The sequence below is a fragment of the Arthrobacter sp. SW1 genome, assembly GCF_001766675.1.
GTDB lineage: Bacteria > Actinomycetota > Actinomycetes > Actinomycetales > Micrococcaceae > Arthrobacter.
On record NZ_MJLT01000003.1, the window covers coordinates 1 to 14,036 of the forward strand.

Sequence of the window (14,036 nt, forward strand, 5' to 3'; positions counted from 1 at the left end):
GCAGCGGCCGAAGCCCAGCATGAGGCCGAGGTATGGGTCATGGCCCCCATGATCTCCACCCCGGACGAAGCGGCCCGCTTCGCCGGACTCGCCACTGCCGCGGGACTGAAGACCCCCGGCGTGATGATCGAGGTGCCCTCCGCCGCGCTTACCGCAGGCACCGTGCTGCAGGAAGTCTCCTTCGCCTCCCTCGGCACGAACGACCTCACCCAGTACGCCATGGCCGCCGACCGGCAGCTCGGGCCCCTGGCCACCCTGAACGACCCTTGGCAGCCGGCCGTGCTGCAGCTCGTGAAACTCACCGCCGACGGCGCCGCCACCGCGGCCGCGGCCAGCGGCTACGCCAAGCCCGTGGGTGTCTGCGGAGAAGCCGCGGCAGATCCCGCCCTGGCAGCCGTGCTCATTGGCCTCGGCGTCACCACCCTGTCCATGAGCCCCCGTGCACTGCCGGCTGTGGCCGCCGTGCTGAAAACCATCACCCTGGCCCAGGCACAGCAGCTCGCAGCCACCGCACTGGCCGCACCCAGCGCCGCAGCCGCACGCGCAGCCACCCGCGAACAACTGCCCATCCTGGACGAACTCGGCCTGTAGTTCCCCAAAGCCACCAAACAACCCACCCCCGAAACCCAAGAACCCACCCAAGGAGAACCCCGTGACTGAACGCACCGCCACCATCGCCAGCCGCGTCGGACTGCACGCCCGCCCCGCCGCGATCTTCGCCGAAGCCGCCGCCGAACTGGACCTCGAGGTTACCATCGCCCGCCAGGGCGAACCCGCCGACGAGGCCATGGACGCAGCCTCCATCCTCTCCCTCATGAGCCTCGGCGCTGCCCAGGGCGACGTCGTGGTCCTCCGCGCCGAAGGCACCGGCGCCGACGAAGCCCTCGACAAGCTCGTCAAGATCCTCGAAACCGACCACGACGCCGAATAAGCGCCGGTCTCCCGGAACAACCGGTCTCCCGGAACAAGAAGAGCGTGCCCTCCCCTCGGGGAAGGCACGCTCTTTCGCTTTAATTGGCGCTTCAGTCCTGCGTCGGCTCCGACACCGAGGCGCCGGCCGTCATCGTCTCCGCATTGATCATCCAGGCCAGTTGCTCAAGCCGCGCGATGAACTCGTGCAGCAGATCCGCCGTCGTCGGATCTTCCTTGTCGACCTCGTCGTGGACATCCCGCATGGTCTGGACGGCCCTTTCCAGGCGCTTGGTGACCAGCTTGACGGCGTCCTTGGTGGAGGTGAGCCCTTCCGGGAATGGTTCCAGCCTGGTGCCGGCGGCAATAGTGGCGCTTCGGCCGTCCGGCAGGGCATGCAGGGCGCGCATCCGCTCCGCCGTTTCATCCGCGAAGGCCCGGGTGGCCGCCACGAGTTCGTCCAATTGCAGGTGCAGGTCCCTGAAATTGGGCCCCACGATATTCCAGTGTGCCTGCTTTCCCTGAAGCTGGAGTTCGATCAGATCCGTCAAGACCATCTGCAGGTTGGTGGCCAAGGTTTGTGATGCCTTCATGTCTTCCTCTCACGATGCCGATCAGGTAACAGGCAGCCCTGAGGACGGGTTCGCCGTCGGGGCTCCATGGATCAGCTTACGTCGAAATCACTGGATTGATAAGCATGCTTACTAGTAAGATGAGGTATCTCAGTCAACGCCTTCGCAGGGGGAGCCCTTCCCTGAGCGGGGGCGTTGAGGGGTTCGGATCACCGAAAGGAACCGGTCAATGTCGACAATTTCCCAGCCTGCGTCATCGAATGAGGCCCCGCACCCACATGCGGAACCCATCTGGTGCGGAAACTGCAACACCACCGATCACCTCATTCTGGACAGCATCGAACCACTCAAGTCCCCCGTCGACGGACTCGTCGATATTTCGTACACCTGCGTCGAGTGCGACACCTTCTACGCCCACACTGCGGTGTTCCTGGATGCAGCCGCCATCCTGAACGACCGCGGCGACACCACAGGGGTGCTGCAGTTCGGTGGCGAGTACGTGCACTGCGGCCAACCCATGGAGCTGGCAGGCTCCGAGCACCGGAGCCTGCACGCACCCATCCTTACCGAGGGCCCCCAAGGGGATCCGCAGGCCGAGCTCCTGGACGTCTACCTGAAGACGAAGGTGCTCCAATGCCGTTGCGGCTTCCGGATGGAGCTGCCGGCATAAGCCGTGGAACCGGCGGGCGCCACCGCCAGGGCGCCCGCCGGTTTCACTCATCCGGACAAACACTGCTAACGGCCAGGCCCGTCCGGCTGCGGTTCCGGTTCCGGCGGCGCGGCGTCCGGATCGCCCGGCACCGGGAAGGTATCCGGCCCGGGAGGTACTGGGAACGGACCGGGATCCGGCGGCAAGGGCGGTTCCGCAGGCGAAGGTTCCGTGGGCGGCGGCAGCGGCGGCTCGAAGGGCGGTGGTTGCTTCCCCGGGTCCGGCGGCAGCGGCTCCGGGGGCAAGGGCGACGGCGGCCCGAACGGCGACGGCGGATCGCCCGGGTCGGGCGGTACCACAGGCTGCGTATCCGCCGCCGGCATGACCGCCTCAGCCAGCCGGCCGTCGTCGGGAGGTGAGTCGGGAGTTGATGTGAAGGTGCTGTTCATCGCTTCCTCCAATTGAGTTGGCGTTCTTCTCCAGCACTCCCGACGCTAACCGCCACCCGGCGCGGAGTCCAGAGCCCGCGCCCAATTGCTCAGCACGCTTGCTTTCCGATTGAATTCCACGCTCCCAGCCCATAGCGTGAGTCCCAAGACACCGCGGAGGTTTGCCACATGGACGAATCAGATCTGCCGGAAGATGACGAACGCGGAGAGTCGCCGAACCAAAAACTCGACCGCAACTGGATGGAACTCCTCCAGGAACTCAGGGTGCTGCAAACGGGCGTCCAGATCCTGGGCGGCTTCCTCCTGACCCTGCCGTTCCAAGCCAAATTCGACTCCCTGGATTCATTCCAAACGGGCCTTTACCTTTTCAACGTCATGACCGCCGCCCTCACCACCACGGTGATCCTGCTTCCGGTCAGCATCCACCGGCGGCTCTTCCGCAAGCAGCTCAAGGCTGTCTTGGTGTCCGCGGCAGACAGCATGACCAAGATGGCCCTGGCCGGCGTCGCGTTGTTGATCGTCGGCACCGCGGTGCTGGTCTACGACGTGGTTGCCGGCCGCAACGCCGCCTTCATTGCCGGCGGAGCGATCGTCCTGGTGCTCCTCTTCCTGCTGTTGGTGGTGCCCTGGCGGCTGAGCTACCGCTCACGCCGGCCGCGCGGCACCGGACTCTAAGGAGAAAAAATGCCCCGATGGGTGAAGAACAATGGACTGCTCATAGCCAACGCCGGGCTGTTCCTGGCATTTCTTATCGGAATGGTTTTTTCCGGTGTGGCCACCTACAACGAGGAACAATCAAGCCACGGCCAGCAGAGCGTGGACCTTCTTGCGTACATCCAAAGCGGGCATTTCATTGAGGCCGTCTTCGAAAACTGGGAATCCGAATTCCTGCAGATGGCCATGTACGTGGTGTTGACCATTTTCCTTTTCCAAAAGGGCTCCTCCGAGTCCAAGCCGATCGGGAAGGAAGCCGCCCAGGACGAAGACCCCCGCAAAGCCAAAATCACCGCGGACACCCCGTGGCCGGTCCGGAAGGGCGGCTGGGTGCTGGTCGTCTACGAACACTCCCTGTCCGGGCTGCTGCTGCTCCTCTTCCTGGGATCCATCCTGCTGCACGCCATCGGCGGCGCCGAGGCCTACAGCGAAGAGCAGATGGCGCACGGCCTGCCCGCCGTCTCCACCTGGGAATTCATGGCCACCAGCCAGTTCTGGTTCGAGTCATTCCAGAACTGGCAAAGCGAGTTCCTGGCGGTTGCCGTGCTGGTGGGTGCGTCCGTTTTCCTCCGCGAGCGCGGCTCACCGGAATCCAAGCCCGTTGCCGAGCCGCACCATGAAACCGGGGCGTGAGGACACCCGCTGATGGCGGATCCGCGGCGTGACATGCCCGACGACGGCGGCCCGGCGTCAGGCCTTCTTCTTCGCCCGGGTGCGGGGCTTGGCCGGAGCTTCCTCGCCTTCCGCGTCATCCTTCGCCTTGGAGCGCGCCTTGCCGCCCTTGGCACCGGACGAACTGCTGCCGGACGAACTGCCACCGCCCTTGGCGCCGTCCGAAGCGCCGGAGCCGCTGCGTTTCTTATCGAGGCTCCGCTTCAGCGCTTCCATGAGGTCGATGACTTCGCCGCCTTCGCCTTCACCGGCCTGCGCTCCGAAGGTCTCTTCGGTGTCCAGCGCGTCCCCGCGTTCAAGCTTCGCCTGGATGAGCTGGCGCAGCTGTACCTGGTAGTCGTCCGTGTAGGCCTCGGGATCGAAGTCCCGGGCCATGGAGTCGACCAGTGCCGAGGACATCTCGAGTTCCTTGTCCGAGATCCTGATGTCCGTGTCCAGCGCAGGGAAATCGGCTTCGCGGACCTCGTCGTCCCACAGCAGCGACTGCAGCATCAGCACGTCGCCACGCACGCGCAGCGCCCCCAGCCGGGTCTTCTGGCGGAGGGCGTACTGGACAATCGCCACGCGCTCGGTGTCCTGCAGGGTGCGCAGGAGGAGCATGTAGGCCTTGGGCGACTTGGAATCAGGCTCCAGGTAATACGGCCGTTCGTACATGATGGGGTCCAGCTGCTCGGCCGGGACGAACTCCACCACCTCGATCTCGCGGCTGTTCTCCTCCGGCAGGGACTTCAGCTCCGCCGTCGTGAGGACCACGGTGCGGCCTTCCTCTTCGTAGGCCTTGTCGATATCCTCGTAAGCCACAACTTCGCCGCAGACTTCGCATTTGCGTTGGTAGCGGATGCGGCCGCCGTCCTTGTTGTGGACCTGGTGGAGACTCACATCGTGGTCTTCCGTGGCGCTGTACAGTTTGACCGGCACGTTGACCAGCCCGAACGCGATAGAACCCTTCCATATGGCCCTCATGCACTAAGTGAACATCACATCAAGGCGGAGGTGAAGAGATGGCTACCCGCCAGAAGGAGCGCGTGAACGTCGAAGGACGGGAACTCACGCTGACCAACCTGGGCAAGATCATCTACCCGGAAACCGGCACAACGAAGGCCGAAGTGCTCGACTACTACGCCGCCGTCGCGCCTTTCCTGATCCCGGCGGCAGCCGACAGGCCGGCCACCCGCAAGCGCTGGGTGAACGGCGTGGGGACCACGGACAACCCGGGCCAGATGTTCTTCCAGAAGAACCTGGACGAGTCCACGCCGTCGTGGGTTCCGCGGGTGACCATCCAGCACAAGGACCATTCCAACGACTACCCGCTGGTGAACAACCTGGCCACGCTCACCTGGCTGGCGCAGATCGCGGCGCTGGAGATCCACGTGCCGCAGTGGCGGGTGGACGCCGAAGGGAACGTCCTGAACCCGGACCGTCTGGTCCTGGATCTCGATCCCGGACCCGGCGCCGGGCTGCCCGAATGCGTGGAGGTGGCCAAGCTGGCGCGGGCCATCCTGAAGGACATGGGCATGGATCCCGTTCCGGTCACCAGCGGCAGCAAGGGCATCCACCTGTACGCCGGGCTGGACGGCTCGCAGAAATGGGAACAGATTTCGGCGTTCGCCCATGAGCTGGCGCGCTCCCTCGAAGCGGACCATCCGGACCTCGTGGTCAGCGACATGAAGAAGTCCCTGCGCGGCGGCAAGGTGCTGGTGGACTGGAGCCAGAACAGCGGAAACAAGACAACGATCGTGCCCTACTCGCTGCGCGGCCGGCCGCATCCCATGGTGGCCGCGCCCCGCACCTGGCGCGAGCTCTCCTCCCCCAAGTTCCAGCACCTCGACTTCACCGCGGTGCTGAAGCGGGTCAAGGAAGGCAAGGACCCCTTTGCGGCGGTGGCGTCCGGACATCCCGGCCATCCGCCCGCGCATGCCGGCGGGGATGAGGACGACGACGGCGGCGCGGCTGCCGGCGACGGTATCCACCCGCGCCTCAAGGACTACGTCCGCAAGCGCGATCCGGGCAAGACGCCCGAGCCGTTTCCCGCCGTCGGGCAGGCCATCGTCGGGCAGGCTACCGGGGGTCATTCGGCGCGCGCGCCGCAGGCGGACGCGGAGGAGAATCCGGCGGGCGGGATCTTCGTGATCCAGGAGCACCACGCACGCGCATTCCACCTCGATTTCCGGCTGGAGCACCACGGCGTGCTGGTGTCCTGGGCGCTGCCGCGCGGCGTGCCGGAGACACCGAAGAAGAACCACCTGGCCGTGCACACGGAGGACCATCCGCTCGAGTACGCGAAGTTCCAGGGCATCATCCCCAAGGGCGAATACGGCGCCGGGACTGTGAGCATCTGGGACAGCGGCACGTACGAATGCGAAAAGTGGCGTGACGGCAAGGAGGTCATCGCCACGCTCATAGGGCAACCCGGCGGCGGCCTGCACGGCACCAAGCGCTTTGCCCTCATCCGCACCGGGGAGTCGGACAAGCAATGGCTCATCCACCTGATGAAGGAGCAGCCCAGCCACCAGCCGGTTCCGCGGGCTGGAGCATCGGGCGCCGGAGCATCGGGCGCCGGAGCATCCACCGGCCCGGAACCCCGCCGCCTCACCACCGTCCCGGACTACTCCCCCATGCTCGCCACCGCGGGCACGGCCGGTGAGCTGGGCGGCAGCCGCTGGCTGTTCGAGCTCAAATGGGACGGCTTCCGGGTGCTTGTCTTCCGGCGGGGCGGGAAGATCCGGCTGGGCAGCCGCACCGGCAAGGACATGACAGCCACATACCCGGAGCTGAGCGATCCCGCCCTCTGGCCGGAGCGGGACTTCGTGGCGGACGGGGAGATCGTGGCCTTCGGCAAGGACGGCCGGCCCAGCTTCGAGCAGATGCAGAAGCGCATGAACCTCACCAAACCGGGCGACGTGCAACGCGCCCGCGCCATCGCCCCGGTGCAGCTGATGCTGTTCGACATGCTGTTCGACGACGGCGCCGAGCTGGTTTCGCTGCCCCTTGAGGAACGCCGCGGGCACCTGGAGCAGTTCATGAAGGACGTGCGCAAGGGCAGCCCGGTGCACCTGTCCGAGATGCTGGACCACGACCACCAGGACATCCTGGCCAGCGCAGCCGAACTGGGGCTCGAGGGCATCATGGCCAAGCGCGCGGACAGCCGCTACCTGCCCGGCCGTCGCAGCCATTCCTGGCTCAAGCTCAAGCTGGAACAAAGCCAGGAAGTGGTGCTGGGCGGCTGGCGTCCAGGTGCCGGGGCGCGGCGCGGAACCATCGGTTCGCTCCTGGTGGGAATTCCCGACGGCGGCACGCTCCGGTTCGCGGGACGGGTGGGCACCGGCTTCAAGGACTGGCAGTTGCGGGACATCCTGAAACGGGTGAAGGAGCTGGAGCAGCCGGAGTCGCCGTTCGCCGAGATTCCGGCCGAAGACGCCAATACGGCGCACTGGGTGTCCCCGGAGCTCGTGGGCGAGGTGACGTTCAGCGACTGGACCCGGGACTGGACGGTGGGCGGCCGGATGCGGCACCCGGTGTGGCGGGGCTGGCGGCCGGACAAGTCGCCGTCGGACGTGCAGCCGCCCGGCTAGGGAGCGTTCCCCGGACGCGCTGATCCGCCTGCGACACGCGTCATGCCCGGCGACCCGGAAATTCCGGTGTCGTCGGGCATGACGCGTAGCGGATATGAAGAAGCGGTTCGGACAGGATCAGGAGGAGTGTGGCATCTGCGGACGGCTGGTCCGGTGTACTGCCGTCACTGCTGCGCCCTGGCCCATCCGGCCGTGGCTGATGTTGCGTTCCTTGGGGTGCCGGCGCTTGCCGTTTCCATCCGGCCAGTGGGCTTTCCCGTTGGCCGAGGCGAGGCCGGAGGTGACTGCGGCCGGTTCCGGCATGGGGGCCTTGCCCATGGCTTCGGCCAGATGGCCGGCGATTTCCGGATCGATCTTTGCTGAGACGTTCTTGGCGGCCATTGTTTCTTCCTTTCGACGGTGAAATGAAAGTCTTCACATGCCTTAAGGGGTGCCGGAAGCGCGGCGTTCCGGAGTGGTGCGATCACCCGCGGAACGGGCTGTTCCGGGCAGGGGAAAAGGGAACGGCGCTGACGGCAGGACCTCATCAGGCATGGATTTTTGTTCGGCTAAGCCGGCCATTACTCAAAAATCAGTGTTCCCATGCCCCATACCCTAAGCTCGCAGCCGCCGCTTGTGAACCCCCATTCTTAGCCGTTGTGTGGCCCGCGGAGCGTGGACTAGCATTGCAGCTCAGACGGCCCGCACGGGCCCCGGACCCAGGAGGTGAGACCCATCAACGCAATGGCAGCACGGGTGCTCCCTCCGCATTCACACACCAGCCTGGTTTAGCGGGCCGGAGAGCACTCCTCGGCATCCCGAAAGGCTCTCCCATGACCACTACCCCCGCCCAGCCCACCCATTCTTCCCTCACCGCACAGCTCCGCTCCGCCGGCTGCGTTTTCGCCGAAGAAGAGGCCTCGCTGCTCCTTGAAGCAGCCGCAAGCCCCGCCGAATTGGAACACATGGCCGCACAACGCATCGCCGGCCTTCCCCTCGAACAGATCCTCGGCTGGGCCGCCTTCCGGGGCCTGCGCATCGCGGTCGATCCCGGCGTCTTCGTCCCGCGGCGCCGCACGGAGTACCTCGTGGAGCTCGGCGCGCGGTACGCCCGGGCGGGGTCCGCCGTCGTCGATCTCTGCTGCGGTTCCGGCGCCGTGGGTTCCGCGCTCGCGGCGGCGGTTCCCGGAATCGAGCTGCATGCGGCGGACGTCGAGCCGGCCGCGGTCCGCTGTGCCCGGCGCAACGTGGAAGCGGCCGGCGGGCAGGTCCACGAAGGCGACCTCTACGCGGCACTGCCGCCAGGACTGCGCGGACGTGTGGAGCTGCTGCTGGTGAATGCGCCGTACGTGCCGTCGGCGGAGATCGGGACCATGCCGCCTGAGGCCCGCCTCCACGAGCCCCTAGTAGCGCTCGACGGCGGCGCGGACGGTTTGGCGGTGCAGCGGCGGACGGTCGCGGAAGCTCCGTTGTGGCTGGCGCCGGGCGGCCGTCTGCTGATCGAAACAAGCGTCCGGCAGGCGCCTTTGACGGCGGCACTTTTCGAGGCGGCCGGGATGGAGGCGAAGGTGCTCCATTCGGAGGAACTGGACGCCACGGTGGTGCTCGGAATGTCCCAGAATCCGGGGCCGAATCGGCCATAAAAGGTCACAATTAGATAACGACCTGCGTGGAGGGCCGTAAATCCGCAGGATCCCGCGGGTATCCGGCCCGTGGGAGCGCCGTCGAAAGGCACAGATTACGGCAGATCCTGGTGCCTCAGCAAGGGATTCACCCCCGCAGGGCCGGCACGCCGCGTAAAATTGATGGCCTGCCCGGAGCGGGGCAGCTGTACGTCGCAAGCAAATGACCTCCTTAGGAGGGGCCCAAATGCCCACAGACCAAAGCATCACCGACTCTCCGGATGGCGCCAGGAACGCCACCGGATCCACATCCGGTACCCCCAAAAAGGGCACCACAAAACTGAAGTTCCCCGGCCGCCGCCGGCTCAAGGTTTCCGACGTCAACGTCGTGGACCAGCCGATGCTGAAGAAGGCCCTCGGCGGGACGATCGTCGGCAACACCATGGAATGGTACGACGTCGGTGTCTTTGGCTACCTGATCACCACCATGGGCCCGGTCTTCCTTCCCGAAGCCGACCCCTCGGTACAGACCCTGTTCCTCCTCGGAACCTTTGCCGCCACCTTCATCGCCCGCCCGCTGGGCGGCGTGGTGTTCGGCTGGCTGGGTGACAAAGTGGGCCGCCAGAAAGTGCTCGCCGCAACGCTGTTGCTGATGGCGGCAAGCACCTTCGCCGTCGGCCTCCTGCCCGGCTACGCGCAGATCGGCATCTGGGCCGCCGCGCTGCTGGTCCTGCTCAAGCTCATCCAGGGTTTCTCCACCGGCGGCGAATACGCCGGCGCCACCACCTTCGTCAGCGAATACGCCCCGGACAAGCGCCGCGGCTACTTCGCGAGCTTCCTGGACATGGGTTCCTACATCGGCTTCGCGCTCGGTGCCGCCCTGGTGTCCCTGCTGCAGCTCACCCTGGGCCAGGCCGCCATGGAGGAATGGGGCTGGCGGCTGCCGTTCCTGATCGCCGGCCCGCTGGGCGCAGTTGCGGTGTACTTCCGGAACAAGATCGAAGAATCCCCCCAGTTCCAGGCCGCACTGGACGCCCAGGAAGCCCACGCCGCCGAGGCCGCTGCCGGCGACGCCGCCGTGGCCAAGGGACCGATCGGTATCGTGAAGGCCTACTGGCGCCAGATCCTGCTCGCCATGATCCTGGCCGCGGCCGCCAACACCGTGGGCTACGCGCTGACCTCCTACATGCCCACCTACCTCACCACGTCCAAGGGCTACGACCCTATCCACGGCACCCTGCTGACCATTCCGGTGCTGGTGGTCATGGCCGTGTGCATCCCGCTCACCGGCAAGCTGTCCGACCGGATCGGCCGCCGCCCCGTGCTGTGGATCGGCGCGCTGAGCACCATCCTGTTCGCCGTTCCGGCCTTCATGCTGATCGGTATCGGTGAGATCTGGTCCACCCTGGCCGGACTCTCCCTGATCGCCTTCCCGGTGACGTTCTACATCGCGAACCTGGCCTCGGCGCTCCCGGCCCTGTTCCCGACGTCGAGCCGTTACGGCGGCATGGGCATCGCCTACAACTTCTCCGTGGCGATCTTCGGCGGCACCACCCCGTTCATCGTGGATGCCCTCATCCAGGGCACCGGGGACGACATGATGCCCGCGTACTACCTCATGGCCACCTCCGTGGTGGGCGCTGTCGCCATCTACTTCCTCAAGGAATCCGCCCGGCGGCCGCTGCCCGGCTCCATGCCGAGCGTGGACACCCCGGCCGAGGCCCGCGAACTGGTGGCTACCCAGGACGAGAACCCGCTGATCGACTTGGATGAGATGCCTTTCGAGGACGTGCCCGCGGCCGGCTCCACCGGCGGCGATGGCCCCAAGGATCCCGGCTCCAAGCTGGTGGGCGCGGCGTAGACTCGATTCATGGCCAACGCTCCGGTGGGATCCCTGCACCATCTGGAAATCTGGGTTCCGCACCTGGAGCGGGCCGTGGCCGAATGGGGCTGGCTCCTGGCCGAACTCGGTTACCTGCCGTTCCAGCGCTGGGCCAAGGGATGCAGCTGGAAGCTCGGGTCCACCTACATCGTGGTGGAGCAGTCCCCGGACCTCACCAGTACCCTGCACCGGCGGACTGATGCCGGCATGAACCATGTAGCCTTCCACGCCGGAAGCCGGGAGAACGTGGACCGCTTACGGGAACTGGCCGTGGAGGCGGATTGGTTCGAACTCTACGCCGACCAGTACCCGCACGCCGGCGGCCCGGAGCACTACGCGGCGTTCCTGATCAACTCGGACGGCTACGAGGTGGAGCTGGTGGCGGAGTAGCGCCAGGCCCGCCCAACTTTCCCCGGCAAACGGACTTTTCACCGTGTAACGCGGTAGGGAAAAGCCCACAAGCCGGGGAAAGTCCCAGACGGTCACACGGACGTCACACGACCGCGCCCTGGAGGAGCCCGGCGAGGGCATCGCCATGGGTCAGCTGCGGATGATGCCCGGCGCCCGGCACCGGGATCAACTCAACGTTCGGAAGCGACTCGAACCGTTCGACCATGCCCGGGGCGAGCGGATCGTCGCTTCCCGTGATGATGCGGACCGGGCCGCTGAACCGGGCCAGCGCTTCCCGCAGTTCGGCACGCCAGCGCTTCGATCCTGCGAGGGCGAGCTGCCCTGCCACGCTCTTGGCGCTGCTTCGCCTGAGGTCGCTGACGCTGGATTTGAGAGCCGCCGCACTTGCTTCCGATCCGGTCAGTTGGCGTGACAGCCGCACCGGGTCCGTGTGCCGCAAGTAGGTGCTGACGAGCGGCTTCAGCGCAGCCGGGAAGCCGCTCGGCGCCTGGAGGAAGAACGGGGCAACCAGCGTCAGGGAGCGGACCCGCTCCGGGAACCGGTCGGCTGCGAGCACTGCCGCAGCCGCGCCAATGGAATGGCCGATGAGGTCGGCGGGTTCCTCACCCAGCACAGCGGGCAGCCATTGCTGCCAATCCTGGACGCCGGTTCCGCCGCTGAGGCCGAGTCCGGGAAGGTCGACGGCGCGCGCACCGATGCCCGAGGCCACGTCGGCCCAGGTGTCCGCGTTGACCGGCAGGCCGGGAAGGATTACCCGGCTGGAGCCCGCGGCACCGAGCTCGAAGGTCCGCACTCCGCCGGCGTCGATGAACCGGCGTCCGCCGGCAGCGGCCGCCGTCGCGCCGGACGCGGCGCCGAAGCGATGCGCGGCCAGATAGTCAACCCACCGGTCGATGGACACCAGCACGTCGGGTGTCCGGATCCCGTGCCGCTCGGCCAGCTCGACGGCGGGCGCCGTCGGATAGCGGTCGGAGGACAGGAAGCCGAGGGTCTCGGGATCCGCCTTGCTGACCCACTGCGGCAGACGCTTGATGACGCCCACCGGAATCTTCAGCCGCGGAACCTTCGCCCCAAGGTGCCGGCCGGCATGCGTGAGCAGATCCGCCAGCGGCGGCGTGGCGTCATCCAGGAGCCAGTACGCCTTGCCCACAGCATCCGGATCGACCGCGGACGCCGCCATGAAGGCCGCCATGTAGTCAACCGTCAACACGGGGACGAACGTGGACTTGTCGGCGGGCAGCGCGGCCGCGGTGCCATCCCAGATCTGTTCGATGGTGCTGGCCAGACCGACGATCTGCTCCGTCTCACCGGTCACGCTGTCACCGATCACGGTGGCCGGATTCACGATCGTCCAAGGGACCCCGCGTTCCAAGGCCCGGGCCTGGAAGATCGCGTCGGATTCAACCTTCGAGGCTTCGTAGCCGCCCAGTTCCTTGTAGACCGCCGCACGGTATTCCTCCGGCCATGGAACCAGGCTCGGGTCCTGTCCCCCGACGCGGTAGCCGGAGATGTGGACCACGCGCTGCAGCTTCGGAAGGTCTGCGGCGAAGTCGATGACCTTTTCGACGATGCCGACGTTCGCGCTGCGCGCTTCCTCGGCGGGCATCCCGAAGCGGAAAGACCCGGCGCAGCTGTGGATCTCGGTCACGTCCGCGAGAGCCGCCGCGCCGCCCTCGACGATTTCCTCGGCGTCGAAGTCGACGATCACCGTGCTGAGCTGCTGCGTCAGGCCATGCTCCCGGAGCCACTGGCGGACCCGCTCTCCCGACGCGGCGTTCCTGACTGCCGCCGTGACGTGCGCGCCGGCTTTCGCGAGGGTGAGGACCAGGTGCCGGCCGATCAGTCCCGAGGCCCCGAACACCAGGGCGTGGCGGGCATCTCCGTGCTGGGTCATCGGGTTCCTCCTGCGGTCTGGCAGCGCTGGTTAATGAGTTCGGCCACGACGTCGGCGGCAGACTCCAGGGGTTGGGTGCTCTTCAGGGCACGGGAGACGATGACCGCCCCCTCGATCGTCGAGACGACCACGGTCGCCAGGGACCGGGCCTCCTCAGCGTCAAGACCGTTGGCCTCGAGGAGCGCGGCCGTCGTGGCGATCCAGGATTCGAAGGCGGCGGCGCATGCCTGCCGCAGTCGTTCGCTCTCCGCCCCCATCTCCAGGGTGACGACGGAGACCGGGCAACCCAGCCGGAAGTCGCTCCCGCCCACGATGCCCGCCAGTGCCTCAATCGCGGCGCGGGCCGCCCCGGCCGCGCCGCCCGCAGAAGCTGCAGCCTCCGCGATCAGCGCCTCGAACTGCTTCGTGGCGAGTTCGACGGCGGCCACGCCCAGGCCTTCCTTCCCGTCAGGGAAGTGGAAATAGACCGAACCCTTGGGCGCCGCGGCGTGTTCAATGACGGCGTTCAGGCCAGTGCCGCTGTAGCCGCTGGTCTGGATGAGTTCGAGCATGGACTCTGCGAGCCGCGCTTTGGTGAGGGTTCCTTTGGATGGCATAAGAAAAAAGTAGACCAGTCTATATATTTTTGCAAACACGGCGCCCGCCCACGTTTCCCCGGCCAACGGACTTTTCCCCATGTAACCCGGCCGGGAAAAGACCGCAAGGCGGGGA

Annotated in this window: 14 protein-coding genes; 9 read left to right on the forward strand and 5 right to left on the reverse strand. The window is 66.7% G+C overall.

Annotation, left to right across the window (positions count from 1 at the left end; genetic code table 11):
• Positions 1–591, forward strand: a 591-nt coding sequence (locus BIU82_RS03760; protein WP_363968076.1) for a putative PEP-binding protein, incomplete at its 5' end; no start/stop codon positions are given.
• A 61-nt stretch (positions 592–652) separates the two neighbouring features.
• Complete coding sequence (locus BIU82_RS03765) at positions 653–931, forward strand: HPr family phosphocarrier protein (RefSeq protein ID WP_070348139.1); 279 nt, start codon at positions 653–655, stop codon at positions 929–931.
• Between the two features lie 91 nt (positions 932–1,022).
• Here the strand turns inward: BIU82_RS03765 and BIU82_RS03770 are convergent, their stop codons facing one another.
• A complete protein-coding gene (locus BIU82_RS03770) occupies positions 1,023–1,502 on the reverse strand; it encodes a DNA starvation/stationary phase protection protein (RefSeq protein ID WP_070348140.1) in 480 nt (159 codons plus the stop codon).
• A gap of 208 nt (positions 1,503–1,710) precedes the next feature.
• Here BIU82_RS03770 and BIU82_RS03775 point away from each other — a divergent pair, with 208 nt between their 5' ends.
• The 3 genes from BIU82_RS03775 (at position 1,711) to BIU82_RS03790 (ending at position 3,926) form a co-directional block, all read left to right on the forward strand.
• Positions 1,711–2,151: a hypothetical protein gene (locus BIU82_RS03775; RefSeq protein ID WP_070348141.1), complete on the forward strand. Its 441-nt coding sequence runs from the start codon at positions 1,711–1,713 to the stop codon at positions 2,149–2,151.
• 596 nt (positions 2,152–2,747) lie between these two features.
• The gene (locus BIU82_RS03785) at positions 2,748–3,254 is read left to right on the forward strand and encodes a DUF6328 family protein (RefSeq protein ID WP_070348143.1); all 507 of its coding nucleotides are present in this window, start codon (positions 2,748–2,750) and stop codon (positions 3,252–3,254) included.
• 9 nt (positions 3,255–3,263) lie between these two features.
• Positions 3,264–3,926, forward strand: a complete 663-nt coding sequence (locus BIU82_RS03790; RefSeq protein ID WP_070348144.1) for a DUF6766 family protein — start codon at positions 3,264–3,266, stop codon at positions 3,924–3,926.
• A gap of 57 nt (positions 3,927–3,983) precedes the next feature.
• Here the strand turns inward: BIU82_RS03790 and BIU82_RS03795 are convergent, their stop codons facing one another.
• Positions 3,984–4,928 carry a Ku protein gene (locus BIU82_RS03795; protein WP_070348145.1) on the reverse strand — a complete coding sequence of 315 codons (945 nt, stop codon included), beginning with the start codon at positions 4,926–4,928 and terminating at the stop codon, positions 3,984–3,986.
• Between the two features lie 38 nt (positions 4,929–4,966).
• Between BIU82_RS03795 and BIU82_RS03800 the strand changes: the two genes are divergently transcribed.
• Complete coding sequence (locus BIU82_RS03800; RefSeq protein ID WP_070348146.1) at positions 4,967–7,537, forward strand: ATP-dependent DNA ligase; 2,571 nt, start codon at positions 4,967–4,969, stop codon at positions 7,535–7,537.
• Positions 7,538–7,654: 117 nt separating this feature from the next.
• On the opposite strand, the gene BIU82_RS03805 is transcribed toward BIU82_RS03800, so the two are convergent.
• A complete protein-coding gene (locus tag BIU82_RS03805) occupies positions 7,655–7,918 on the reverse strand; it encodes a hypothetical protein (RefSeq protein WP_070348147.1) in 264 nt (87 codons plus the stop codon).
• 431 nt (positions 7,919–8,349) lie between these two features.
• Between BIU82_RS03805 and BIU82_RS03810 the strand changes: the two genes are divergently transcribed.
• The 3 genes from BIU82_RS03810 (at position 8,350) to BIU82_RS03820 (ending at position 11,410) form a co-directional block, all read left to right on the forward strand.
• On the forward strand, positions 8,350–9,159 hold the full coding sequence (locus BIU82_RS03810; RefSeq protein ID WP_070348148.1) for a putative protein N(5)-glutamine methyltransferase: 810 nt from the start codon (positions 8,350–8,352) through the stop codon (positions 9,157–9,159).
• A 226-nt stretch (positions 9,160–9,385) separates the two neighbouring features.
• Positions 9,386–10,999 carry an MFS transporter gene (locus BIU82_RS03815; protein ID WP_070348149.1) on the forward strand — a complete coding sequence of 538 codons (1,614 nt, stop codon included), beginning with the start codon at positions 9,386–9,388 and terminating at the stop codon, positions 10,997–10,999.
• Between the two features lie 9 nt (positions 11,000–11,008).
• Positions 11,009–11,410 carry a VOC family protein gene (locus BIU82_RS03820; protein WP_070348150.1) on the forward strand — a complete coding sequence of 134 codons (402 nt, stop codon included), beginning with the start codon at positions 11,009–11,011 and terminating at the stop codon, positions 11,408–11,410.
• Positions 11,411–11,513: 103 nt separating this feature from the next.
• On the opposite strand, the gene BIU82_RS03825 is transcribed toward BIU82_RS03820, so the two are convergent.
• Both BIU82_RS03825 and BIU82_RS03830 read right to left on the reverse strand, forming a co-directional pair.
• Positions 11,514–13,325, reverse strand: coding sequence for an alpha/beta fold hydrolase (locus BIU82_RS03825; protein ID WP_070348151.1), 1,812 nt, complete (start codon positions 13,323–13,325; stop codon positions 11,514–11,516).
• Positions 13,322–13,921 (reverse strand): TetR/AcrR family transcriptional regulator, encoded by a 600-nt coding sequence (locus BIU82_RS03830; protein ID WP_070348152.1) that lies wholly within the window; start codon positions 13,919–13,921, stop codon positions 13,322–13,324. The genes BIU82_RS03825 and BIU82_RS03830 overlap by 4 nt, the downstream gene beginning before the upstream one ends.
• Positions 13,922–14,036: the final 115 nt, after the last annotated feature.

Bases quoted from the DNA above. Each gene is read 5' to 3' on its own strand.
- BIU82_RS03770 (WP_070348140.1), bottom strand. From the start codon at position 1,502: ATGAAGGCATCACAAACCTTGGCCACCAACCTGCAGATGGTCTTGACG.
- BIU82_RS03775 (WP_070348141.1), top strand. From the start codon at position 1,711: ATGTCGACAATTTCCCAGCCTGCGTCATCGAATGAGGCCCCGCACCCA.
- BIU82_RS03785 (WP_070348143.1), top strand. From the start codon at position 2,748: ATGGACGAATCAGATCTGCCGGAAGATGACGAACGCGGAGAGTCGCCG.
- BIU82_RS03790 (WP_070348144.1), top strand. From the start codon at position 3,264: ATGCCCCGATGGGTGAAGAACAATGGACTGCTCATAGCCAACGCCGGG.
- BIU82_RS03795 (WP_070348145.1), bottom strand. From the start codon at position 4,928: ATGAGGGCCATATGGAAGGGTTCTATCGCGTTCGGGCTGGTCAACGTG.
- BIU82_RS03800 (WP_070348146.1), top strand. From the start codon at position 4,967: ATGGCTACCCGCCAGAAGGAGCGCGTGAACGTCGAAGGACGGGAACTC.
- BIU82_RS03805 (WP_070348147.1), bottom strand. From the start codon at position 7,918: ATGGCCGCCAAGAACGTCTCAGCAAAGATCGATCCGGAAATCGCCGGC.
- BIU82_RS03810 (WP_070348148.1), top strand. From the start codon at position 8,350: ATGACCACTACCCCCGCCCAGCCCACCCATTCTTCCCTCACCGCACAG.
- BIU82_RS03815 (WP_070348149.1), top strand. From the start codon at position 9,386: ATGCCCACAGACCAAAGCATCACCGACTCTCCGGATGGCGCCAGGAAC.
- BIU82_RS03820 (WP_070348150.1), top strand. From the start codon at position 11,009: ATGGCCAACGCTCCGGTGGGATCCCTGCACCATCTGGAAATCTGGGTT.
- BIU82_RS03825 (WP_070348151.1), bottom strand. From the start codon at position 13,325: ATGACCCAGCACGGAGATGCCCGCCACGCCCTGGTGTTCGGGGCCTCG.
- BIU82_RS03830 (WP_070348152.1), bottom strand. From the start codon at position 13,921: ATGCCATCCAAAGGAACCCTCACCAAAGCGCGGCTCGCAGAGTCCATG.